Here is a 21,998-nt window from a genome sequence, read left to right on the forward strand (position 1 = left end):
ACAGTCGCCGCGTGAGATAATCCGTCGGTGAACTCCCAGGCTCGACGCGGCGCGATTCCCCAGCTGGTGGGGGAGTCGGTGCGGTACGCCGGGGTGCTCGTGGGGGTTGCCGAACGGCTTCCGGTGGCGGGCGGGTTGATCGGGTCCGCACGGGCGCGGATCGCCACGATCACCGACGCCGCTGTGACGGTGGCGGTCTCGACGACGAGAGCCGTCCTGGGCGTCGTCATCCGGGAAGTGGTCGACGCGCTGGTCGAGGAGGTCGACCTCACCGACCTCGTCCTCACCCATGTCGACCTCAAGCGCCTCATCAGCGAGGTGCTCGCACTCATCGACATCGACGAGGTGATCACCACCGTGGATCTCGATCGTGCTGTGGCACAGGTGGACCTGAACGCGGCTATCGACCTCGTCGACCTCGACGCGGTGATCGGCAAGGTCGATCTCGATGCCGTCGCCACCGGAATCGACATCGACGCGATCGCCGCGCGGATTGACATCGACGCCATCCTCGGGCGGGTCGATCTGATCGGGCTCGCCGAGGAGATCATCGACGGCGTCGATCTCCCCGACATCATCCGCGAGGCGAGCACATCGGTGACCGCCGATGTGATGACCGATGTGCGCAGCACCAGTGAGCGCGCCGACGACGCGGTGGCCAATGCGGTCAACCGGTTTCTGCGCCGGCGTGGCGCCGCGACCGTCGAGGCTGCGCCCGACGCCGAGGGACCTCGATGACCGCTGAACCGAAACCGACCGGGCCGCTGAAGGATTCGACTCCGGCGTCGCCGCCGCCGACGACGCCCGGCCGGTCACCCACGCACAAGGCGCATGCGGTGCAGGACCGGGACAAGAACGCCGGCATCGTGAGTCGGGGTGTCGCCTCGTTCCTCGATCTCCTCGTCGTCTGGACGATCCTCGGCGCCTCCTACGCGGGACTGTCCCTGATGAAGTTCGTCATCTCGGTCGGCGAATTCTCGCTGCCGGAAGTCGATCTGATCTTCACCACGACCGGCTTCGTCCTCGTCGCGGTGCTGTATCTCGCGACGTGCTGGGAGATCTCCGGACGGACGCTCGGGTCGGTCGTGATGGGCCTGCGCGTGGTCAATTCGGAAGGGGCCCGCATCCGGCCGACCATCGCGGTGCTGCGCGCGCTGCTGTGCACCTTCTTCGCGATAGGCCTCGTGTGGGTGGTGATCGACCGGCGTCGTCGGTCGGTGGCCGACGTCCTCCTGCGGACCCGGGTCATCTACTCTCGGTGACCGCCTTGAGTCGGGTCAGCCCCTTCTCGAAGTCCTTGCCCAGCATCTTGTCGAAGATGCCGAAGAGTCCGGCGACGCGGCTGAACAGCGACTGCGGGCCCACCATCGTCCAGGACACCCGCGTGGCCCGACCCCGGGGAACGAGTTCGAAGGTGACGGTGTTGGTGGTCGTCATCGGCTTCTCGAACTCGAGGCGCACCTCGACCTCTCGGGGTTCGTCGACGCGCGTGATCTCCATGGCACCCCGTCCGGCCTTCTTGTTGCCCGACCACGCGTACTCGGCGCCGACACCGTGCTCCGCGCCGGAGTAGTCGCGCGTCATGTCCGGATCGACGCCCTCCCACGGGGACCAGTGCACCCACTGCCGGAAGTCGGTCAGGTACGGCAGTACCGCCTCGGGCGGTGCGTCGACGGTGATGGATCGGGTGATGCGGAACGTGTCGGACATGCGGGGTCTCCTGGCCGTCGGTCGACTGGTTCGAGGTGACGTGAGTATGACACCGGCGGGCAGCCGATACGGTGGCATCCATGGGTGAACGGGCACGGCTGAGCGCACCGGTCCTGCGCGACATGCTCGTCGACGAGGGAACGTGGGAATCGTGGGACTCCCCGGTCGAGAGTCCGGCGTCCGCCTCGGACGGCGACGACGACGCCTACGCCGAGGAACTGGCGCGGTCCCGCGAGCGCACCGGGTCCGACGAATCGGTGATCACCGGCTCCGGTGTGATCGGCGGCCACCCGGTGGCCATGGTGGTCAGTGAGTTCGGCTTCCTCGGTGGGTCCATCGGACGCGACGCGGGTGCCAGGATCGTGACGGCGGTCCGGCGCGCGACGCGTGAGCGGCTTCCGCTGCTGGCCCTCCCGGCTTCGGGGGGCACCCGGATGCAGGAGGGGACCGCGGCGTTCCTGCAGATGGTCGCGATCACCGGTGCCGTCACCGACCACAAGGCCGCGGGACTGCCCTATCTGGTGTACCTGCGCCACCCGACGACCGGCGGTGTGTTCGCCTCGTGGGGGTCGCTCGGGCACATCACCTGGGCGCAACCCGGAGCGCTCATCGGCTTTCTCGGACCGCGTGTGTACGAGGGCCTGCACGGTGAGCCATTCCCCGACGATGTCCAGACCGCCGAGAACCTGGTCCGCACAACGGTTGTCGACGACGTGGTCGCGCCCCTGGACCTCCGCGAGCGCCTATCGGCGGTACTGCGCCTCCTCGCCCGTCGGGGAGATGCGGTGGCGCCGCCCGACTCGATTCGGGTACGTCCGCGACGCACGCGTTCGGGGGAGCCGGACGACACCTGGGCGTGTGTCCGCGCGACCCGGGAGCCCGAGCGCGCGGGACTCGTCGAGTTCCTGGCGCACGGCGACTCCGCGCCGCTGTCGGATGCCGGGCCACTCCGATTCTCGCTGAGCGACTTCGACGGACACGTCGCACTGGTCGTCGGATATGACCGGACGTCACAGGCGGCCGGCGAGTTGCCGGGTCCCCGGCACCTGCGCGAGGCGCGCCGGGCACTCCTGACGGCCGGGGACCTGGGGCTCCCGGTGGTCACCGTGATCGACACCCCGGGCGCGGAATTGTCGGTCGTCGCCGAGGAGGGTGGCCTCGCGGCGCAGATAGCGCGCTGCACAGTCCAGTTGATCAGCGCCCCGGTGCCGACGGTCTCCGTGCTGTTGGGCCAGGGTGCGGGCGGTGCGGCGCTGGCGCTCTTCCCCGCCGACTTCCGCGTCGCGCGCGCCGATGCCTGGCTCTCGCCGTTGCCGCCCGAGGGAGCGAGCCTCATCGTGCACCGGGATCTCGACCACGCCGGTGAAATGGCCTCGCGGCAGGGCATTCTCGCCGGTCGCATGGCGGCTCAGGGGATGATCGACGTCGTCGTCGACGCCGGATCGGATGACGAAGCGATGTCGGCGCTCCGTGACTCGATCGCCCGGTACCTGGCCGCTTCGCCCGTTCCGGACAGCGAGGCGCGCACGCGCGTGCCGACGGCGGACGCCCGATGACCGACCGCGTGGTTGCCGTCGGCGCACTCATCACCGACGAGGACGGCCGAATCCTGTTGATACTGCGCCGCAACGAGCCGTCGGCCGGACACTGGAGCCTCCCCGGCGGCAAGGTCGAGCCCGGGGAATCGCTCGAAGAGGCGGTGGTGCGCGAGGTGGAAGAGGAAACCGGTCTTGCGGTGACGGTCGGTGAACCGGCCATCCAGCTCGAGATACCGGTCGGCGACGGACGGGTGTACGAGGTGCACGACTTCCGGGCCGAGATCCGCTCGGGGAAACTGCGTCCCGGTGACGACGCCGCCGACGCGGCCTTCTTCACACCGGCCCAGGTGCGCACGGCGAAAGTCACCAGCCGGCTGGTGGAGTATCTGGAACAGGCCGGTGCACTGCCACCGGAGTCGCCCTGACCGGTCATCGAGCCGAACCCGCGGACGGCAGTTCGCCGTGTGGGGGTGACGTGGTGCTCGAGAGCGGTTGTGTGCAGGATGGAGACATGACCGAACTACTGCCCCTGGACCCTGACCAACTCCTCACCACCACCCGCTCGGTGCGCAAGCGTCTCGACTTCGATCGTCCCGTGCCGCTCGACGTGGTCAAGGAGGCGCTCGAGGTCGCGTTGCAGGCGCCGACCGGCAGCAACAGTCAGACCTGGCACTGGATCGTGCTCACCGACCCCGAGCTGAAGCAGAAGGTCGCGGACTACTATGCGCAGTCGTTCGCGAAGTACTACTCGGGCCAGGCCCCGCGGGACGAGACCGGTAAGCGGGTCGCGTCCAGCGCCCAGTACCTCGCCGACACGATGGGTCAGGTCCCGGTGCTGGTCATCGGCGCCATCTACACCGGAGGGGACCTGCCGGCGGGTAATCAGGCCGGTGTGTGGGGTTCGTTGCTGCCGGGTGCCTGGAGCCTGCAGCTGGCCCTTCGTGCCCGTGGTCTCGGGTCGGCGTGGACGACGTTGCACATCAACTACGAGAAGGAGATCGCCGAACTCCTCGGCATCCCGGACAACATCCATCAGGGTGTGCTGCTGCCGGTGGCCTACAGCAAGGGCACCGACTTCAAGCCCGCACCGCGGAAGTCCCTCGATTCGGTCCTGCACATCGACGGCTGGTGATCAGGAGGTGCCGGGTCCCACCTGATCCGGCACCTCGCACTGCAGTGCAGCCAGCGCCATCGCGGTCAGAAGTCGACGCAGTCCGTTCTGGTCGAAAGCGGGCAGGCGCGGCGAGGAGTTGAGCAGCCCGAACATCGCGTGCACGCGCACGCGGGCCTCGGCGCGGTCGAGAGCCATGCCGGCCTCGTCGGTGACGGCGAGGAGCACATCCACCCACCGTTCCACGTAGCGGCGCTGCAACAGTCGAACCCGATGATTGGCGGCCGGGGTCATCGACGGCAGGTCGCGATCCTGCACGGTGATGAGGTCGGGGCGGGTGACGAGCACGTCGATGTGAAAGCCGATGAGCGCCACCAGCGTTTCCGACGGGGAGCCACCGCGGTCGGCGACCTCGCTGCCGCCGTCGTGCAGTCGCTGACTGATGTCGATGAGCATCTCGTCGAGCAGCTCGGTCTTGGAGGAGAAATGGCGGTACATTGCCGGTCCGCTCACCCCGACAGCCCGTCCGATGTCTTCCAGCCGTACCCCCGCGAACCCGCGCTCGGCCATCTGACGAGCGGCGGCGGACAGCAATTCGGCACGACGGGCCGCCTTGGCCTGGGTTCGGCGCGTCGGCGGACGATTCGTGGCTTCCGATTCGTCCTCGCGCGGTTCGTGCGTTGCGGACATCGATCCCGCACTCTACGCGTCCGTGCATGCGAACGAGATGCAGCCTGACCGACGTCGGTGGGCGGATCCCGGTGGCGGGTGACCCGGTCGAATGAAAACTGCGCCGGCCACCGCTTCCGGGGCCGGCGAGGGCTTAGTCTTGCGCATGGTCGCGCGCCGGACGGCGGGCGCAGGACAGTCCGGAAGGGCGGCGGGCCGAGTCCCGCATCAGCGACGAGGAGCGGATCGTGAATCCAGGCGAACCCCAGCACCCGGGCGGTCAGTGGTCAGGCGTTCCGCAGGGCCCGCCGCAGACCGGAGGCTTCGCCGGAAACCAGGACCAGACGGCCCACGTTCAGCACCCCGGCACTGGAGGTGTTCCCGGGCAGCAGTGGAACACCGGCGCGCAGTACCCGCCTCCCGGTTGGGGACAGCCGACCCGTGGCCCGCGTGCCGACCTGTCGGTGATCTTCGCGCTGGCCTCCGCGCTCGCCGGGATCGTCACCTACTTCATGGGTTTCCTCAGTTGGGTCTCGGTGTCGGCGGGCGCCGAGGAGGAACTCAACCGGTGGGGCACCGACTTCGAGGAGGGACAGGGTGGGATTCCCGCGTTCTTCTCCTACGAGATCGTCCTGAACCCCGGGAAGTTCTTCATCGCACTCGGGGTCGTGGGCATCGCGGCGACGTTCGTCCTGGTTCCTCGCTATCGCAGGGCGCTGCCGTTCCTGGCGGTCGTCGGGGTGGCCGCGTGGCTGGCGCTGTTCGCCTCGGCCCTCATCACACCGCCGTTCCTCGATCTGGGCGCCGGCGCGATCGTCGGACTGATCCTGGGCTTCCTGCAGGTGGCGCTGCTCGTCGCGGCCGCCTTCTTGTACGGTCTGAAGAAGGATGACGCGCACCACTCCTGACCACGGACCCGACGATCCGATCGTCGGTCTCCTGCGTCGTGCCGGGTGTGTCTTCGCCGAAGAGGAAGCCGCACTGCTTCGCGAGCAGGCCACCGGCGCAACCGAACTCGATGAACTGTGCGTACGCCGCGCGGCGGGGGAGCCGCTCGAACATCTCCTGGGAGGGGTCCGCTTCGGCGACCTGCGGTTGTGTGTCGGCCCAGGAGTCTTCGTGCCGCGACAACGCTCACTGTTGCTGGCCCGCACCGCGGTCGCCGCGGCGCGGGCGCGACCGTCCCCGCTGGTGCTCGAGGCGTTCTGCGGCGTGGCACCCATCGCCGCGAGTGTCGCGGCCGCCGTCCCCGGTGTCGGTCTGCACGTCGTCGACACCGACGACACCGCGCTCGGCTTCGCGCGCCGAAACCTGCCGGACGGGACCGGGATTCATCGCGGTGCCGGACTCGACGCACTACCGGCGGCACTGCGCGGCCGTCTGGACGTGATCGCCGCTGTGCCGCCCTACGTACCCGACTCGGCGCTCGGTCTGCTGGCGCCGGAGGCGCGGGATCACGAACCACACCGGGCGCTGCTCGGCGGCCCGGAAGGCCTCGACCACATCACGGTGCTGATCGCCGACGCCCGGACATGGCTCGCTGTCGGTGGCGAGTTGCTGATCGAGATGAACACCGCCCAGGCCGAGCAGGTGGTCCGGGGCGGCGGCGCGACTCACGAGTCCGACATCATTCTCGGGGGAGACGGGCAGACTGCTGTCATGTGTATTCGCCGGCCGGAACCCCCTAGATCCCCAGCGCGGCCCGTTGCCGTGCGACCGCTTCCCGGTACCGTTCGACGTTCGCCATCTTGACCCCCTCGTAGCCGCGGACCATGTCCGGCAGTTCCGCGAGGTCGACGACCGCGGGTAGCCGGTCCACACCGATGCGCCCACTGGCGAGCGCATCCAGGACGGCGTCGACGAGCTCCCGGTACTCGACGATCAGCGCACGTTCGGTGCGGCGGATCTCGCTGCGGCCGAACGGGTCCCACCGGGTTCCCCGGAGCCGCTTCATCGTTGCGAGTGCGCTCAGCGGGCGGTCGGCCCACGACCCGAGGGCAAGCTTCTCGCGCATGCCCATACTGCGCAGCGTCGGCGGATGCAGCCGCACTGCGACCTCGGCGTCGGCGCCGAACTCGTCGGCGATCCGCGCGGCGAACGTCGGGTCCTGCGTGAGCCGGGCGACCTCGTACTCGTCCTTGTAGGCCATCAGCTTGTACAGGTTCCGGGCGACGGCATCGGTCAGCGAGGAATCCGGTGCGACGCGCCGCACCCGGTCCACCGTGTCGAGGTACTCACGCGCGTACCGCTCGTCGGAGTGGGCGGTCAGTTCGTCGTACCGGATCGCGATGGTGCGCCGGAGTTCATCGTCGACGCCCTCGAGCCCGGCGACCACCCCGAGGGCATGGGGGCTCGGCTCGATCTCGGCGGCGGGACGGCCGTGCAGACCGTCGATGGTCTCGGATACCGAGCCCGGATCGGCCACGATCTGTCGGCCGCGTCGAAAGGCCTGCACGTTCGCGTCCACTGCGACGCCGTTGAGTTCGATCGCGCGCTCGATCGACGCCGCCGTGATGGCCAGGGAGCCGGCCTGATAGGCGGCACCCACCATCAGCATGTTGGCGAACTGTTCGTCGCCGAACAGTGCGGTCGACATCGCTCCCGAATCGAGGTACACCGCGCGCGTCACCCGGTCGTCGATCGCGGAATGGACGGCGGCGTCGGACGGGAAGCCGACGGAGGTGTCGATGACCATCAGGCCGGTCGGCACCTGCGTCGTCGACACGACCGCGATCGTCTTCTCGGGAGCGGCGACCTTGAGGTTGACCGGGTCGGTGCCGACGAGAGGATCGCACACGAGGTACAGGTCGCAGTCCTCGGACGCCACCTTCGCCGCCTGCTCCAGCGGATGCGGGGCCACCTTGATGTCGCTGACCACCGCGCCGCCCTTCTGGGCGAGTCCGGTCATGTCGACGGTCCGGGCCGAGTGCCCGTCGAGGACGGCCGCGGTGGCGAGGACCTGGGACACGGTCACCACCCCGGTACCGCCGACGCCCGTGACACGCAACGAGAAGGTGTCGCGGATGGTGGGGACTGCGGGCGTCGGTAACGCGGACTCCGCCAGATCTGCTGCGCGGGTGCGAATTCGATCCGTGCCGGGGGTGACGGTGACGAACGACGGGCAGTCGCCCCGCAGGCAGGAGAAGTCGAGGTTGCAGGAACTCTGGTCGATCCTCGTCTTGCGTCCGAACTCGGTCTGCACCGGGTGTACCGAGAGGCAGTTCGACTTCTCGCCGCAGTCGCCGCAGCCCTCACAGATGCGTTCGTTGATCACCACCCGACGAGTGGGGGTCGGCATGGTGCCGCGCTTGCGCTTCCGGCGCTTCTCGGCGGCGCAGTGCTGGTCGTGGACGAGGACCGTGACGCCCGGGACGGCTGCGAGTTCGGTCTGCACGTCGGACAGATCATCGCGGTGTCGGACCGCCACCTGTTCGGGAAGGCCGAGTGTGCGAACGTGTTTCGGGTCGTCGGACGTGACCACGATCCGGTTCACGCCTTCGTCGAGCAGCAGCGACGTCAGCCGTGGCAGGGTCATGGCACCCACCGGGTCCTGCCCGCCGGTCATGGCCACGGTGCCGTTGTAGAGCAGCTTGTAGGTGATGTTCTCACCCGACGCGACAGCCGCTCGCAACGCCAGGGATCCAGAGTGCGAGAAGGTTCCGTCGCCGACGTTCTGCACGAAGTGGTTCGCGGAGACGAAGGGGGCCATGCCGATCCACTGCGCACCCTCGCCGCCCATCTGGGTGACGCCGGCGATGTCGCCGACCTGTCTGGGGTCCATCAGCAACACCATGGCGTGACAACCGATACCGGCGCCGACCAGGGTGTTCTCGGCGACCTTCGTCGAGCTGTTGTGCGGGCAGCCGGAGCAGAAGTACGGCGTGCGCACGGCCAGTGGGAGTTCGATGCGGGTGTGGCGAGCGGCTTTGCGGTCGAGCCAGATCTGTGCGGCGTCGACCCCGTGGCGGGCGAGCCGGTCGGCGAGACCACGGGTCACGGCGTCGACGTCGAGTTCGCCGAAGCGGGAGAAGAGGGTCGAGCCGTCCTCGTGGACCTTGCCGACGATGCGGGGGGCCCGCGGATGGCGGAACAGGATGTCGCGCATCATCGTCTCGATGAAATCGCGCTTCTCCTCGACGACGATGACCTCGTCGAGATCGCCGGTCGCGGTGTCGAACATGAACCGGTCGAGGATGTCCCGCTCGATCGGGTAGACCATGCCGAGTTTGAGGATGCGGATCCCGAGCCGCCGCAGATCCTCGTCGTCGATTCGCATCAGGCGCAATGCCTCCCGCAGATCGAGGTAGGTCTTGCCTGCGGCCACGATCCCGATGCGGTCGTCGGGACTCGAGACCACGATCCGGTTGATGCCGTTGAGCCGGGCGTACTCCTGCGCGCGCGGAAGTCGGGTGGTGAGCTGATTCTGCTCGAGTTCCATCAGATGGGCGCCGAGCAGCCGTCCGCTGGGCACATGGGGACTCGTCCCGAGCTCGCCGAGGACGGGCACGATCCGGTCGGGGTCGACATGGGCAGTCGACGCTCCGTCGGCGACGTGCGCAGAGATCTTGAGCGAGGTCCAGAGCCCGCTGGTGCGGCTCATGATCGCCGCATGAACGCCGAGGTCCAGGATGTCCTGGGAATCGGCCGGGTAGAGGATCGGGATGTAGAGGTCGGCCAGGGCCATCTCGGACGCGCATGGAACGGTGGAGGACTTGGCGCCCGGGTCATCGCCGACGAGCGCGACGGCGCCGCCGGCGGAATGGGTTCCGATGAGGTTGGCATGGCGCAGCGCGTCCGTCGCGCGGTCGAGACCGGGGGCCTTGCCGTACCAGTATCCGACGACGCCGTCGCGGGGGTGCCCGGCCGCGGACGGTGCCAGGTCGCGACCGCCGCTGACCTGGGCGGCGAGTTGAGAACCCATCACCGATGTCGCGGCGAGCTCTTCGTTGAGGCCGGGCCGGTGGACGATGTCGTACGGGGCGAGATGCTCATGGCGCCGGGCGAGCTCGAGGTCGTATCCGGCGAGGGGAGAGCCCTCGTAGCCGGAGATGAACGAGGCGGTGCGGAGGCCGGATCTGCGGTCGACGCGAGCGCGGTCGCGGACCATGCGGACCAGGGCCTGGATTCCGGTGAGGTAGATGTCGCCGGCGTCGCGTGTGTAGCGGTCGTCGAGCGAGAACTCGGCGACCGCCGCCCCGGGCGGTCGCGTATCGGGGGTCGGGACGTGCTCGAAGCGGGCACGATCGTCTGCGAGGGTCATGGGGTCACCTGGCCTTCTATGTGCGGTGGCCGATCCGGGGTTCCGGTTCGTCGGCGCATCGGTTGTGGCGGCCCGGGGGTGGTGGGCCTGCCACAACAGTACGAGATGACGTGACGCGCGTCACGTCCCGCCGCCTGCGCCGGGCGGCGGGATGCCGGCCCGATCCGGGCGTGACATGGGCCACTGCATCGCGTACGATTACTTTCAGTTAATCCCAACTAACTGAAGGGTCGACGGTGACCAGCACGCTCGACGGCTTCCGGGCCGCACACCAGCGCAATCTCGACCTGCTCGGCGAGCGCCTCCGAGACGTCTCCGCCGGCGGTGGGGCGAAGGCGCGCGAGCGTCACGTCGCCCGCGGCAAATTGCTTCCCCGGGACCGGGTCGACGGTCTGCTCGATGTCGGCTCGCCGTTCATCGAGGTCGCGCCGCTCGCGGCCTTCGGGATGTACGGCGACAAGGTGCCCGCCGCGGGGGTCATCGCGGGTGTCGGCCGGGTCGCCGGTCGCGAGTGCATGATCATCGCCAACGACGCCACCGTCTCGGGCGGGACGTACTACCCCGTCACGGTCAAGAAGCACCTGCGCGCGCAGGAGATCGCGGCCGCCAACCGGCTGCCCTGCATCTATCTCGTCGATTCGGGCGGCGCGATGCTGCTTCAGCAGGACGAGGTGTTCCCCGATCGCGATCACTTCGGCCGCATCTTCTACAACCAGGCGACGATGAGCGCGGCGGGAATCCCGCAGATCGCCGCCGTCCTCGGTTCTTCCACCGCCGGCGGGGCCTACGTCCCGGCGATGAGCGACGAGACGGTGATCGTGCGCAATCAGGGCACCATCTTCCTCGCGGGCCCGCCCCTGGTGAAGGCGGCGACCGGTGAGGACGTCTCCGCGGAGGACCTGGGCGGCGGTGCGATGCACTCGTCGGTGTCGGGCGTCACCGATCACCTCGTCGACAACGATCAGCAGGCCCTTGCCAAGGTCCGCGAGATCGTCGCGACCCTCGGACCCCGCGAGGCCGCCCAGTGGGAGACCGTCCCGGTCCGTGAGCCGCTGCGGCCGCAGACCGACATCTACGATGTGGTGCCCACCGACCCGCGAACTCCCTACGATGTCCGGTCGGTCATCGAGATCCTGTGCGACGGAGGCGAATACTCGGAATTCAAGGCGAACTACGGCACCAGCCTGGTGACCGCGTTCGCGCACCTGCATGGTCATCCGGTGGGGATCATCGCCAACAACGGTGTGCTGTTCAGTGAATCAGCCCTCAAGGGCGCTCATTTCATCGAACTGTGTGACCAGCGTCGAATCCCGTTGCTGTTCCTGCAGAACATCACCGGCTTCATGGTCGGCAAGGCCTACGAGCAGGGGGGCATCGCCAAGAACGGGGCCAAGATGGTCAACGCGGTGGCGTGCGCGCGGGTCCCCAAGTTCACCGTCATGGTCGGCGGGTCCTTCGGAGCGGGCAACTATTCGATGTGCGGGCGCGCATACTCGCCGAGGTTCCTGTGGATGTGGCCCAACGCCCGCATCTCGGTCATGGGCGGACCGCAGGCAGCGGACACGCTCGGAACGGTGCGGCGCAACCAGATCGAGCGGTCGGGTGACGAATGGACGGCCGACGACGAGGAAGCGTTCAAGGCCCCGATCCGCGAGCAGTTCGAACGACAGTCCGATGCCTATTATTCGACGGCGCGGCTGTGGGACGACGGCATCGTCGATCCCGCCCAGACCCGGACCCTGCTCGGCCTCGCGCTCGAGACCGCCCGGTACGCACCGCTCGCCGAACCGCGCTACGGCGTCTTCCGGATGTGACCCGACCGTGCCGAAGCCGCTCCCGCCTACCCCGAGGACCCCGACCGTGAGTACCAGAACCATTCGGCCCGCTCGCTCCGCTCCCGGCGCCAGACCCATTCGCAGTGTCCTGGTGGCCAACCGTGGTGAGATCGCCTGCCGCGTGATCGACACCCTGCGCCACATGGGAATTCGCAGCATCGCCGTCTACTCCGACGCCGACGCGCAGGCCCGTCACGTGCGCGAGGCCGACGTCGCGGTCCGCATCGGTCCGGCCGCGGCTGCCCAGAGCTATCTGGACATCGGGGCCGTGGTCGCCGCGGCGCGCGCCACCGGCGCCGACGCCGTCCACCCGGGCTACGGATTCCTCTCGGAGAACCAGAAGTTCGCGGCCGCTCTCGCAGAGGCGGGCATCGTCTTCATCGGGCCGCCCGCCGAGGCGATCGCCACCATGGGCGACAAGATCACGGCCCGCGCCGCGGTCACCGCCCGCGAGGTACCGGTGGTACCGGGTCTGTCGCGGCCCGGGCTCACCGACGACGATCTCATCGCCGCGGCACCCGAAATCGGTTTCCCGGTTCTCATCAAGCCCAGCGCGGGTGGCGGCGGCAAGGGTATGCACCGCGTCGGGGAAGCGTCCGAACTGCCTGCGGCACTGCAACGAGCACGACGCGAGGCCGCCGCTGCCTTCGGCGACGACGCGTTGTTCCTCGAGCACTTCGTCGACACCCCGCGCCACATCGAGGTCCAGGTCCTCGCCGATGAGCACGGGAACGTGATCCACCTCGGCGAACGCGAGTGCTCGCTGCAACGGCGGCATCAGAAGGTGATCGAGGAGGCGCCGTCGGCGCTGCTCGATGCCGAGACCCGGGCACGTATCGGGGAGGCGGCCTGCGATGCCGCGCGCAGTGTCGGCTACACCGGCGCGGGGACGGTCGAGTTCATCGTGTCGGCGCACCGGCCGGACGAATTCTTCTTCATGGAGATGAACACCCGCCTACAGGTCGAGCACCCGGTGACCGAACTCGTCACCGGAGTCGACCTCGTGGAACAGCAGATCCGCGTCGCCCGCGGGGAGGTGCTGGGTCTCACGCAGGACGCGATCACCCTGCGCGGACACGCGATCGAGGCGCGCGTGTACGCCGAGGATCCCGCTCGCGGCTTCCTGCCCACCGGCGGCACGATCGAACATCTCGTCCATCCCGACACCTCGCCCGGCAGTGGGATCCGCGTCGACTCGGCCATGCTCGACGGACTGCGCGTCGGCAGCGACTACGACCCCATGCTGGCGAAGGTCATCGCCGTCGGCGCCGACCGCGAGGAGGCCCTCGAACGCCTCGATCAGGCCCTGGCCCACACCCGGGTCCTGGGCGTCGTCACCAACATCGACTTCTGCCGCTTCGTGTTGCGTCAGCAGTCCGTCGTCGACGCGGACCTCGACACCGAACTGCTCGACCGGCTCGTCGTCGACTACGCCGCGCCGGAACCCACCCCCGAGGCCCAGGTGCTCGTCGGACTCGCGCGGATCGGAGCCCGCGATGCGGGGGACGTCTGGTCCTCGGCGATCGGATGGCGTGTCGGACCGCCCGCCCCGGTCATCACCCGGCTGGTCGCAGGCGGACGGCACTCGACGGTCGCCATCCGGGTCGACGCCGCCGACGCGCGATCCCTCTCGGGAACCGCCACCGTCGTCGCCGACGACGACACCGAGGCGTCCTGGACCGGACACGTGGTCTACCAACCGGCGCAGCCCGGTGACGGACGCGAGTCGGACCGGCTGGTCGTCGACGGCGTGTCGCAGTCGTGGTCGAGTGTCCGTGTCGGCGAGAGTTGGTGGGTGGCAGGGCCGTCGGGCACATGGATCCTCGAACTCGCGAAGCCCCTGCTCGACGAGGCCGCCGACGAACACGCCGGTGAGATCACCAGCCCGATGCCGGGCACCGTGGTCGCCGTGGCCTCCCGGACCGGCGACGACGTGTCCGCGGGCCAGTCGATCGTCGTCGTCGAGGCGATGAAGATGGAACACGCACTGACCGCCCCGGTCGACGGCACCGTGGACATCTCGGTGGCGGTGGGGGACAAGGTCGATGCGGGACAGATCCTCGCTGTCGTCGCCACCCCCGTAGCAACTGCCGATTCCCAGTAGAAGGATTCACATGGAACTCACCCAGGAGTACACCGACCTCATCGCAACGGTCCGCGACTTCGCGCAGACCGTGGTGGCGCCGGTGGCCGCGAAACACGATGCCGAGCACAGTTTTCCGTACGAGGTCGTCGCCCAGATGGGCAAGATGGGACTGTTCGGTCTCCCGTTCGAGGAAGAATACGGCGGTATGGGCGGCGACTACTTCGCCCTGTCGCTGGCGCTGGAGGAGCTCGGCAAGGTCGACCAGTCCGTCGCCATCACGCTCGAAGCCGGTGTGAGCCTGGGCGCCATGCCGATCTACCGCTTCGGTACCGAGGAGCAGAAGCAGCAGTATCTGCCCGAACTCACCGCCGGCACCGCACTCGCGGGATTCGGTCTCACCGAACCGGGTGCCGGGTCCGACGCCGGTGCCACCGCGACCACGGCTCGCGACGACGGCGACTCGTGGATCATCAACGGCGGCAAGCAGTTCATCACCAACTCCGGCACCGACATCACCTCGCTGGTGACCGTGACCGCGGTGACCGGTGTGAAGGACAACGGCAAGAAGGAGATCTCGACCATCATCGTGCCCACCGGGACACCGGGTTTCACCGCCGAGCCGGCCTACAACAAGGTCGGGTGGAACGCCTCGGACACGCATCCGCTGACCTTCACCGACGTACGCGTCCCCAAGGAGAACCTGCTGGGTGTGCGCGGACGGGGGTACGCCAACTTCCTGTCGATCCTCGACGAGGGGCGCATCGCGATCGCGGCCCTCGCGACCGGCGTAGCGCAGGGATGCGTCGACGAGAGCGTGAAGTACGCCAAGGAACGCCAGTCCTTCGGCAAGGCGATCGGCGAATACCAGTCGGTGTCCTTCGCCATCGCCCGGATGGAGGCCCGGGCCCATGTCGCCCGGACCGCGTACTACGACGCGGCGGCGAAGATGCTGGCGGGCAAGCCGTTCAAGAAGGAGGCCTCGATCGCGAAGATGATCGCCAGTGAGGCGGCGATGGACAACGCCCGGATGGCGACCCAGATCCACGGCGGCTACGGCTTCATGAACGACTATCCCGTCGCCCGGCATTACCGCGATTCGAAGATCCTCGAGATCGGCGAGGGCACCACCGAGGTGCAACTCATGCTGATCGCCCGCGAGCTGGGGTTCGCATGAGCGGCACGGCGGCGTCCGGATCGGACGCAAGCGGTGGCGCCGCGGGTCGTCGAATCGTGCAGCGGGGGCTGTGGTTCGAGGAGTTCGACGAGGGCACGATCTACGAGCACCGTCCCGGGCGCACCGTCACCGAGGCCGACAACGTGTTGTTCACGACGCTGACCATGAACACGCAGGCGCTCCATCTCGACGCCGCCTGGTCGGCGGAGCAGCCGGGTTTCGGCGGGCAGCGCCTGATCAATTCGATGTTCACCCTGTCGACGATCGTCGGCTTGTCGGTCTCGCAGCTCACCCAGGGCACCCTCGTGGCGAACCTGGGGTTCAGCGAGGTCGCGTTCCCGGCACCGCTGTTCGCGGGCGACACGCTCTACGCGGAGACCGAGTGCACCGGTAAACGCGAATCGCGGTCGCGCCCGGGCGAGGGCGTGGTGAACTTGACCCACATCGGACGCAACCAGCACGGCGAGGTCGTCGCCCGCGCCGCACGAGCAACGCTGGTGCGCAGGCAACGGACGGAGTGACGACGATGTTCTTCGAGGATCCACCCGGCGGCCCGGTCGCGGGTTCCGGACTGGCGGGGCAACTCACCAACGCGTGGTTGCCGCCCGGGCCGGCCCTGCTGTTCTGCCCGGCCGACCGTCCGGAGCGATACCAGAAGGCCCTCGACCGCGCCGACGTGGTCATCATCGACCTCGAGGACGCGGTGTCGCCGGCCAACCGCGCGGCAGCCCGGGAGGCACTCGTCGCCCATCCCGTGGACCCGGATCGCACCATCGTGCGGATCAACCCGGCCGGCACCGGCGACTACCGGCGCGATCTCGCGGCCGTGGCGGAGACGAACTACCGGGTGGTGATGCAGGCCAAGGCCGAGGACGTCGCCTCGATCCTGGACACCGCGTTCCAGACGATCGCGTTGATCGAGACGCCGCTCGGCGCGACCCGGGCCCGGGACATCGCGGCGACCTCCAACTGCATCGGACTGATGTGGGGGGCAGAGGATCTCGTCGCCGGCCTGGGCGGAACGTCGAGCCGGTTCGGTCCCGGCGAATCCCGCCCCGGCGAGTACCGGGACGTCGCGAGCTGGGTGCGCTCGATGGTCCGCATCGCGGCCGCCGCGCACGGCAAGTTCGCCGTCGATTCGGTGCACCTCGACATCGACGACGTCGACGGACTCGTGGCCGAGGTCCGCGATGCGGTGGCACTGGGTTACACCGCCACCGCATGTATCCACCCGTCTCAGGTCGATCACATCCGGGACGGTTACCGACCGTCCGACGAGGCGGTCGAATGGGCGCGCCGGATTCTCGACGGCGCCGCTGACCACGCGGGCGGGGTGTTCAGCCTCGACGGCCAGATGATCGACGGACCGGTTCTCCGCCAGGCCGAGGTCGTCCTCTCCCGCGTCAGCGATACGCGTCCCGATCCCGCCGGCGAGAACTGACCGAACATCCCCACCCCACCAGGGCAACACGCCCGACGACAGACCGGAGCAGAACATGAGCACCGAGGCTCACCCGAAGCCTGCACACACGCGCGGTGAGGAGACACCGGCCCTGCTCGCCGAGACCATCGGCGCCACTCTGGCCCGCACCGTCGAGACCTACGGCGACCGAACCGCCCTGATCGATGCCGCGGCGCGACGGGAATGGCGGTATTCCGAGTTCCACCGAGACGTGCGTGCCGTCGCGGCCGGTTTGCTGCGACTGGGTGTGTCGGTCGGCGACCGAGTCGGACTGTGGTCGCCCAACCGGTTCGAATGGGTTCTGACGCAGTACGCCGCCGCCGAGATCGGTGCGATCCTGGTCAATCTCAACCCCGCCTATCGCCAGAACGAGATCGAGTACGCGCTGCAGCAGTCCGGGACGAGCGTCGTGCTGGCCGCCGAGAGTTTCAAGGACTCGGCGTACGCCTCGATGCTCGAGCAGGCGCGCCCGCGGTGTCCGGAACTGCGCGAGGTCGTGCTCTTCGACTCCCCGGGGTGGGACGCACTGTGCGCCGACGCGACTGCCGACGAACTCGAACGTGTCGCCGAGATCGCCGCGTCGCTGTCGCCCGACGACGCGATCAACATCCAGTACACCTCGGGTACAACGGGATTCCCGAAGGGTGCGACACTGTCGCACCGAAACATCGGGAACAACGGGTATCTCGTCGGCGAACTGCTGAACTACACCGCCGACGACCGGATCTGTCTCCCCGTGCCCTTCTACCATTGCTTCGGCATGGTGATGGGCAATCTCGCGGCCACGAGTCACGGTGCGGCGATGGTCATCCCGGCGCCGGCATTCGACCCGCGCGCCACCCTCGACGCGGTTGCGGAGTACCGCTGCACCAGTCTCTACGGCGTACCCACCATGTTCATCGCCGAACTCGATCTGCTCGACGACGGGCTCGACATCGACCTGTCGAGCCTGCGTACCGGCATCATGGCGGGGTCGCCGTGCCCGGAGTACGTCATGCGGCAGGTGGTCGACCGCATGCACATGCGCGAGGTGTCGATCTGTTACGGCATGACCGAGACGTCGCCGGTGTCGACGCAGACGCGGGTCGACGATCCGCTGGAGTTGCGCGTCACCACCGTCGGCCGGGTCGGCCCGCACCTGGAGATCAAGATCGTCGACCCCGGCACCGGTGAGACCTCCGGACGCGGCGTGACGGGCGAATTGTGCACGCGCGGTTACTCGGTGATGACCGGATACTGGAACGAACCCGAGAAGACCACCGAGGCCATCGACGCCGACGGCTGGATGCACACCGGCGACCTCGCCGACATGGACGACAATGGATATGTCCGGATCACCGGGCGCATCAAGGACATGGTGATCCGCGGCGGGGAGAACATCTACCCGCGCGAGATCGAGGAGTTCCTCTACACCCATCCCGACATCCTCGACGCCCAGGTCATCGGCGTGCCCGACGAGAAGTACGGCGAAGAGCTGATGGCGTGGGTGCGCCTGCGCGACACCGCAACCGAATTCACCGCGGACGACCTGCGGGAGTTCGCCACCGGCAAGATCGCGCGACACAAGATCCCGCGGTATGTCCATGTGGTCGAGGAGTTCCCGATGACCGTCACCGGAAAGGTCCGCAAGGTGGCGATGCGGGACGAGGCGGTTTCGATTCTCGAGCAGCTGCGATGATGACCACCAGTGAGGCGGTGCGGACCGCGGGCACTCAGATGAATCGCTTCGGGCGTTTCGTGCACGAGCGATTCGGGGTCGACACAAGCGAGTACGACACCCAATGGTCGTGGTCGGTGCGGCAACCGGCACAGTTCTGGCGTGCGGTCTGGGAATTCTTCGACCTCGACGCCCTCGCCGCGGAACCCCTCGATCCCGGGGACGAGGCGGTACTCGCCGACGACCGGATGCCCGGGGCCGTCTGGTTTCCGGACGTCCGCCTGAACTACGTCGATCAGATCCTGCGGCACGCCACTCTGCCCGGTGCCGCGATCGTCGGGATCGACGAGGCGGGGGAGCGTTCGGAGATCGCCTGGTCGGAGTTGCCGTCGCAGGTCGCCGGCCTGGCGTCGACACTCCGTGCGCACGGGGTGGGTCCCGGCGATGTGGTCGCCGCGTACCTGCCCGACATCCCCGAAGCCGTCATCGCCTTCCTCGCCACCGCGTCTCTCGGCGCGGTCTGGTCGGGATGCGGTCAGGACTATGCGCCGCAGGGCGCGGCCGGTCGCCTCGGTCAGCTCGCGCCGAAGGTGCTGTTCACCGCGGCCGGCTATCGCTACAACGGCAAGGTGGTCGACAAGCGCTCCGACAGTGCGGAGCTGGCGGGCCTCTTGCCGAACCTCGTCGCGCACATCACGATCGGAGCCATCGATCCGGGGTCGTCGACCGTCGACTACGCGCAGGCATGCAGCGGCGACCCCGGCGACTTCCGGCCGCTACAGGTGCCCTTCGACCATCCGTTGTGGGTGCTCTTCAGTTCCGGCACCACCGGACGGCCCAAGGGGATCGTCCACGGGCACGGCGGAGTTCTCCTCGAGCATCTGAAAGCCGGTGCCCTGCACGGTGATCTGTCTGCGGACGATGTGTTCTTCTGGCAGACGGCGCTCAGCTGGATGATGTGGAACTATCAGGTCGCCGGACTTCTCTGTGGTTCGCGGATCATCTGCTACAGCGGCTCGCCCCTGTACCCCGACGCCGACCGACTCTGGCAGATCGTCGACGACGAGCGGGTCACCTACTTCGGCACGAGTCCAGGTCAGTTGCAGGCGTCACGAAAGGCGGGACTGGAGCCCGGGCGTCGGCACGATCTGAGCCGGCTGCGGACGCTCGGGAGCACCGGATCATCCCTCGCGGCAGATCTTTTCACCTGGGTCGACGACCACGTCCGGCCCGGCCTGCCCATCTCGTCGATCAGTGGCGGCACCGACATCGTCTCCGCGTTCGCCGGTGGCTCGACCGGCGAGCCGGTGGTGCCCGGTGAACTGTCGGTCCGTTACCTCGGTGTGGCGCTGGAGAGTTGGTCGCCCGCAGCCCGCCCGCTGGTGGGGGAGGTGGGCGAACTCGTCGTCACCGCCCCGATGCCGTCGATGCCGGTGAGCTTCTGGGACGATCCCGACGGTGCGCGATACCGCGCCGCGTACTTCGCCCACGAATGGGAGGGCGGGGCGTCGAAGCCGGTCTGGCGGCACGGCGACTGGGTGACCGTGACCGAACGCGGGTCGCTCGTGATCCACGGTCGTAGCGACGCGACGTTGAACCGTCACGGGATCCGGATGGGATCGGCCGACATCTACGAGGTCGTCGAAGCGCTCGACGAGATCGCGGAGGCGTTCGTGCTCGGTGTCGACGGACCGGGCGGCGCCTACTGGATGCCGCTGTTCGTCACCCTCGTCCCCGGCGCAACGCTCGACGATGACCTGATCGGCCGGATCGCGGCCTCGGTCCGCGACCGGCTCTCCAAACGCCATGTGCCCGACGAGGTCATCGAGGCCCCCGGAATCCCGCACACCCGGACGGGAAAGAAACTCGAGGTTCCGGTCACCGCGATTCTGGCCGGCCGATCCGAGGTCAACATCGACCCCAAGGCGGTCGACGACTATGCGCTGATCGACTGGTACGCCGAGCAGGGGCGCGCACACCGCTGGTGAGCACGGCCCATGGCCCGATGAAGGGGCCGCGTTGTGCAAGGGTCATGGGACCCGGCGGGCATGTGTACTAGCGTGGGGAACAGTTCTGCGCTCGTGGGGGGCGACGGCCGGACGCCGTCACCTCGACGCGACCCGCTGATCCAGACCGACCGACCCGACCCGACCAGGAGATCGCGATGACCTACCCACCCGGCGGCTACGGGCAACAGCAGCCCGAGTCCGGACAGTCCTACGGCCAGTACGGCAATCAATCCGGCTACCCGCAATCCGGCGCCCACAACACGGGTCCGCAGGCGAGCCCCGCGCCCGGCTCCGACCAGTACGGCCAGGCGCAGCAATACGGGGGCCAGCAGGGCTACGGCCAGCAGTACGGGCAGGCCGGCCAGTCCTACGGGCAGGGACAGCCCGGTTACGGACAGAGCCCTGCGCAGGGCTATGGCGACCAGGGTTACGGCCAGCAGGGCTACGGCCAACCCGGGTACGGCCAGCAGGGCCAGCAGGGCTACGGCCAGTACGGGTACTCCCAGCCGCCGGTCAAGCAGCCGAGCCAGGGACTCCCGGCCATCACCCCGGTGCTCCTCGCGGCCGCCATCGGCGCCTTCGGCCTCATCGTGCTCTTCAGCGGATTCCTGTCCGCGGCCGAGACCTATGACTTCGCGCTCAAGTTGTTCCAGACGCAGTACAACGCCCCGTACACGCTCATCAGCGTTGCCGGAATCCTCGCGCTCATCTCGCTGATCCCGGGCATCAAGGTGCCGGCGGCTCCGATCGTGGCGTCACTGGCGATCACCTCGTTCTTGATCACCTTGTTCCAGTTCCTCAACATCGACGACAACGGTGCCGGGGCGATCGTCCTGCTGATCTTCACCCTGTTGTCCGCGGTCCTCGCCGTCGTGTGGTTGCTCACCGATGCCGGCGTCATCAAGGTGGCGCCCGCGGTGGGCGATGCCACCGCAGCCGTGACCCCCGGCTCGTCCGCCGCGACGCAGTCCGACACCGGTGCGCATCAGCAGACGGGCGGATACGGCGACGCGCAGACCACTGCCTACGGCACCGGGAGCGCGCAGGCGCAATACGGCCAGCAGGCATCGGCCAACTATGACCCGTCGGCCTACTCGCAGTCGTCGAGTGCGTCGACGACCGGTCAGAGCGGATACTCCGCCGGAACGGGGGAGTCGTCGGCGTCGGCCGCCGGTGCGGCCTCCGGACACGGCGAATCGGGCTACGGCGACTACCGCCCCGGCCAGTACGGGGCCGGCGCCTCGGGTGCATCCCCTTCCGCACCCGGCGCCTCCGCGAGCCCCGCGGGCACCGACACCCCGGCCGGAGACCACTCCACCACGGTCTTCCAGAAGCCGGAGCCGCCCACCGGAAGCGGCAACTGACCCTCGCACTCGGTGCCCCGTCGACCATCGGTCGGCGGGGCACTGTGTTTCGCCGTCGGCCGAGCCGGCCCCGCCGGTCGGGCCGGTGCGAAGCCGCTCGGTGAGCTGCCTCCCTTTCGCGGC

18 protein-coding genes are annotated in these 21,998 nt (G+C 68.6%); 15 read left to right on the forward strand and 3 right to left on the reverse strand.

The window, feature by feature from the left end; all coding sequences use genetic code 11:
• The first annotated feature begins 27 nt into the window (after window positions 1-27).
• Both ABIC25_RS22660 and ABIC25_RS22665 read left to right on the forward strand, forming a co-directional pair.
• On the forward strand, window positions 28-738 hold the full coding sequence (locus ABIC25_RS22660) for a hypothetical protein (protein ID WP_004020099.1): 711 nt from the start codon (window positions 28-30) through the stop codon (window positions 736-738).
• Window positions 735-1,262, forward strand: a complete 528-nt coding sequence (locus tag ABIC25_RS22665; RefSeq protein WP_239402892.1) for an RDD family protein — start codon at window positions 735-737, stop codon at window positions 1,260-1,262. The genes ABIC25_RS22660 and ABIC25_RS22665 overlap by 4 nt, the downstream gene beginning before the upstream one ends.
• Here the strand turns inward: ABIC25_RS22665 and ABIC25_RS22670 are convergent.
• Window positions 1,246-1,710 carry an SRPBCC family protein gene (locus tag ABIC25_RS22670; RefSeq protein ID WP_354563258.1) on the reverse strand — a complete coding sequence of 155 codons (465 nt, stop codon included), beginning with the start codon at window positions 1,708-1,710 and terminating at the stop codon, window positions 1,246-1,248. The genes ABIC25_RS22665 and ABIC25_RS22670 overlap by 17 nt on opposite strands.
• Before the next feature lie 80 nt (window positions 1,711-1,790).
• On the opposite strand from ABIC25_RS22670, the gene ABIC25_RS22675 reads away from it, so the two are divergent.
• The 3 genes from ABIC25_RS22675 (at window position 1,791) to ABIC25_RS22685 (ending at window position 4,380) form a co-directional block, all read left to right on the forward strand.
• Entirely contained in the window at window positions 1,791-3,266 is a 1,476-nt protein-coding gene (locus ABIC25_RS22675; protein WP_354563260.1) for a carboxyl transferase domain-containing protein, read from the forward strand.
• On the forward strand, window positions 3,263-3,673 hold the full coding sequence (locus ABIC25_RS22680; protein WP_354563261.1) for an NUDIX domain-containing protein: 411 nt from the start codon (window positions 3,263-3,265) through the stop codon (window positions 3,671-3,673). The genes ABIC25_RS22675 and ABIC25_RS22680 overlap by 4 nt, the downstream gene beginning before the upstream one ends.
• 86 nt (window positions 3,674-3,759) lie before the next feature.
• Window positions 3,760-4,380: a nitroreductase family protein gene (locus ABIC25_RS22685; protein WP_239402896.1), complete on the forward strand. Its 621-nt coding sequence runs from the start codon at window positions 3,760-3,762 to the stop codon at window positions 4,378-4,380.
• Here the strand turns inward: ABIC25_RS22685 and ABIC25_RS22690 are convergent, their stop codons facing one another.
• The gene (locus ABIC25_RS22690) at window positions 4,381-5,049 is read right to left on the reverse strand and encodes a TetR/AcrR family transcriptional regulator (RefSeq protein WP_354563263.1); all 669 of its coding nucleotides are present in this window, start codon (window positions 5,047-5,049) and stop codon (window positions 4,381-4,383) included. It abuts the gene before it with no gap.
• Between the two features lie 227 nt (window positions 5,050-5,276).
• Between ABIC25_RS22690 and ABIC25_RS22695 the strand changes: the two genes are divergently transcribed.
• Window positions 5,277-5,936, forward strand: coding sequence for a DUF5336 domain-containing protein (locus ABIC25_RS22695; RefSeq protein ID WP_239402897.1), 660 nt, complete (start codon window positions 5,277-5,279; stop codon window positions 5,934-5,936).
• Window positions 5,917-6,780: a class I SAM-dependent methyltransferase gene (locus ABIC25_RS22700; RefSeq protein WP_354563265.1), complete on the forward strand. Its 864-nt coding sequence runs from the start codon at window positions 5,917-5,919 to the stop codon at window positions 6,778-6,780. The genes ABIC25_RS22695 and ABIC25_RS22700 overlap by 20 nt, the downstream gene beginning before the upstream one ends.
• On the opposite strand, the gene ABIC25_RS22705 is transcribed toward ABIC25_RS22700, so the two are convergent.
• A complete protein-coding gene (locus tag ABIC25_RS22705) occupies window positions 6,713-10,288 on the reverse strand; it encodes an indolepyruvate ferredoxin oxidoreductase family protein (protein ID WP_354563267.1) in 3,576 nt (1,191 codons plus the stop codon). The genes ABIC25_RS22700 and ABIC25_RS22705 overlap by 68 nt on opposite strands.
• A gap of 236 nt (window positions 10,289-10,524) precedes the next feature.
• On the opposite strand from ABIC25_RS22705, the gene ABIC25_RS22710 reads away from it, so the two are divergent.
• From ABIC25_RS22710 to ABIC25_RS22745, 8 genes are all read left to right on the forward strand, one after another.
• Window positions 10,525-12,102 (forward strand): carboxyl transferase domain-containing protein, encoded by a 1,578-nt coding sequence (locus tag ABIC25_RS22710; protein ID WP_276521976.1) that lies wholly within the window; start codon window positions 10,525-10,527, stop codon window positions 12,100-12,102.
• A gap of 46 nt (window positions 12,103-12,148) precedes the next feature.
• The gene (locus ABIC25_RS22715) at window positions 12,149-14,227 is read left to right on the forward strand and encodes an acetyl/propionyl/methylcrotonyl-CoA carboxylase subunit alpha (RefSeq protein ID WP_354563269.1); all 2,079 of its coding nucleotides are present in this window, start codon (window positions 12,149-12,151) and stop codon (window positions 14,225-14,227) included.
• A 10-nt stretch (window positions 14,228-14,237) separates the two neighbouring features.
• Window positions 14,238-15,383, forward strand: coding sequence for an acyl-CoA dehydrogenase family protein (locus ABIC25_RS22720; RefSeq protein WP_239402901.1), 1,146 nt, complete (start codon window positions 14,238-14,240; stop codon window positions 15,381-15,383).
• Complete coding sequence (locus ABIC25_RS22725; protein WP_354563271.1) at window positions 15,380-15,904, forward strand: MaoC family dehydratase; 525 nt, start codon at window positions 15,380-15,382, stop codon at window positions 15,902-15,904. Before ABIC25_RS22720 ends, ABIC25_RS22725 begins: the two co-directional genes overlap by 4 nt.
• Before the next feature lie 5 nt (window positions 15,905-15,909).
• The gene (locus tag ABIC25_RS22730; protein ID WP_239402903.1) at window positions 15,910-16,824 is read left to right on the forward strand and encodes an HpcH/HpaI aldolase/citrate lyase family protein; all 915 of its coding nucleotides are present in this window, start codon (window positions 15,910-15,912) and stop codon (window positions 16,822-16,824) included.
• A 55-nt stretch (window positions 16,825-16,879) separates the two neighbouring features.
• Window positions 16,880-18,523 carry an AMP-binding protein gene (locus ABIC25_RS22735; RefSeq protein WP_354563273.1) on the forward strand — a complete coding sequence of 548 codons (1,644 nt, stop codon included), beginning with the start codon at window positions 16,880-16,882 and terminating at the stop codon, window positions 18,521-18,523.
• The gene (locus ABIC25_RS22740; RefSeq protein ID WP_354563295.1) at window positions 18,523-20,490 is read left to right on the forward strand and encodes an acetoacetate--CoA ligase; all 1,968 of its coding nucleotides are present in this window, start codon (window positions 18,523-18,525) and stop codon (window positions 20,488-20,490) included. Before ABIC25_RS22735 ends, ABIC25_RS22740 begins: the two co-directional genes overlap by 1 nt.
• Before the next feature lie 176 nt (window positions 20,491-20,666).
• On the forward strand, window positions 20,667-21,875 hold the full coding sequence (locus tag ABIC25_RS22745; RefSeq protein WP_354563274.1) for a DUF5336 domain-containing protein: 1,209 nt from the start codon (window positions 20,667-20,669) through the stop codon (window positions 21,873-21,875).
• Window positions 21,876-21,998 lie beyond the last annotated feature (123 nt).

The organism is Gordonia sp. PvP123, assembly GCF_040547295.1.
Classification (GTDB): Bacteria; Actinomycetota; Actinomycetes; order Mycobacteriales; family Mycobacteriaceae; genus Gordonia; species Gordonia terrae.

Bases quoted from the DNA above. Each gene is read 5' to 3' on its own strand.
- ABIC25_RS22665 (WP_239402892.1), top strand. From the start codon at position 735: ATGACCGCTGAACCGAAACCGACCGGGCCGCTGAAGGATTCGACTCCG.
- ABIC25_RS22670 (WP_354563258.1), bottom strand. From the start codon at position 1,710: ATGTCCGACACGTTCCGCATCACCCGATCCATCACCGTCGACGCACCG.
- ABIC25_RS22675 (WP_354563260.1), top strand. From the start codon at position 1,791: ATGGGTGAACGGGCACGGCTGAGCGCACCGGTCCTGCGCGACATGCTC.
- ABIC25_RS22680 (WP_354563261.1), top strand. From the start codon at position 3,263: ATGACCGACCGCGTGGTTGCCGTCGGCGCACTCATCACCGACGAGGAC.
- ABIC25_RS22685 (WP_239402896.1), top strand. From the start codon at position 3,760: ATGACCGAACTACTGCCCCTGGACCCTGACCAACTCCTCACCACCACC.
- ABIC25_RS22690 (WP_354563263.1), bottom strand. From the start codon at position 5,049: ATGTCCGCAACGCACGAACCGCGCGAGGACGAATCGGAAGCCACGAAT.
- ABIC25_RS22700 (WP_354563265.1), top strand. From the start codon at position 5,917: ATGACGCGCACCACTCCTGACCACGGACCCGACGATCCGATCGTCGGT.
- ABIC25_RS22705 (WP_354563267.1), bottom strand. From the start codon at position 10,288: ATGACCCTCGCAGACGATCGTGCCCGCTTCGAGCACGTCCCGACCCCC.
- ABIC25_RS22720 (WP_239402901.1), top strand. From the start codon at position 14,238: ATGGAACTCACCCAGGAGTACACCGACCTCATCGCAACGGTCCGCGAC.
- ABIC25_RS22725 (WP_354563271.1), top strand. From the start codon at position 15,380: ATGAGCGGCACGGCGGCGTCCGGATCGGACGCAAGCGGTGGCGCCGCG.
- ABIC25_RS22730 (WP_239402903.1), top strand. From the start codon at position 15,910: ATGTTCTTCGAGGATCCACCCGGCGGCCCGGTCGCGGGTTCCGGACTG.
- ABIC25_RS22735 (WP_354563273.1), top strand. From the start codon at position 16,880: ATGAGCACCGAGGCTCACCCGAAGCCTGCACACACGCGCGGTGAGGAG.
- ABIC25_RS22740 (WP_354563295.1), top strand. From the start codon at position 18,523: ATGACCACCAGTGAGGCGGTGCGGACCGCGGGCACTCAGATGAATCGC.
- ABIC25_RS22745 (WP_354563274.1), top strand. From the start codon at position 20,667: ATGACCTACCCACCCGGCGGCTACGGGCAACAGCAGCCCGAGTCCGGA.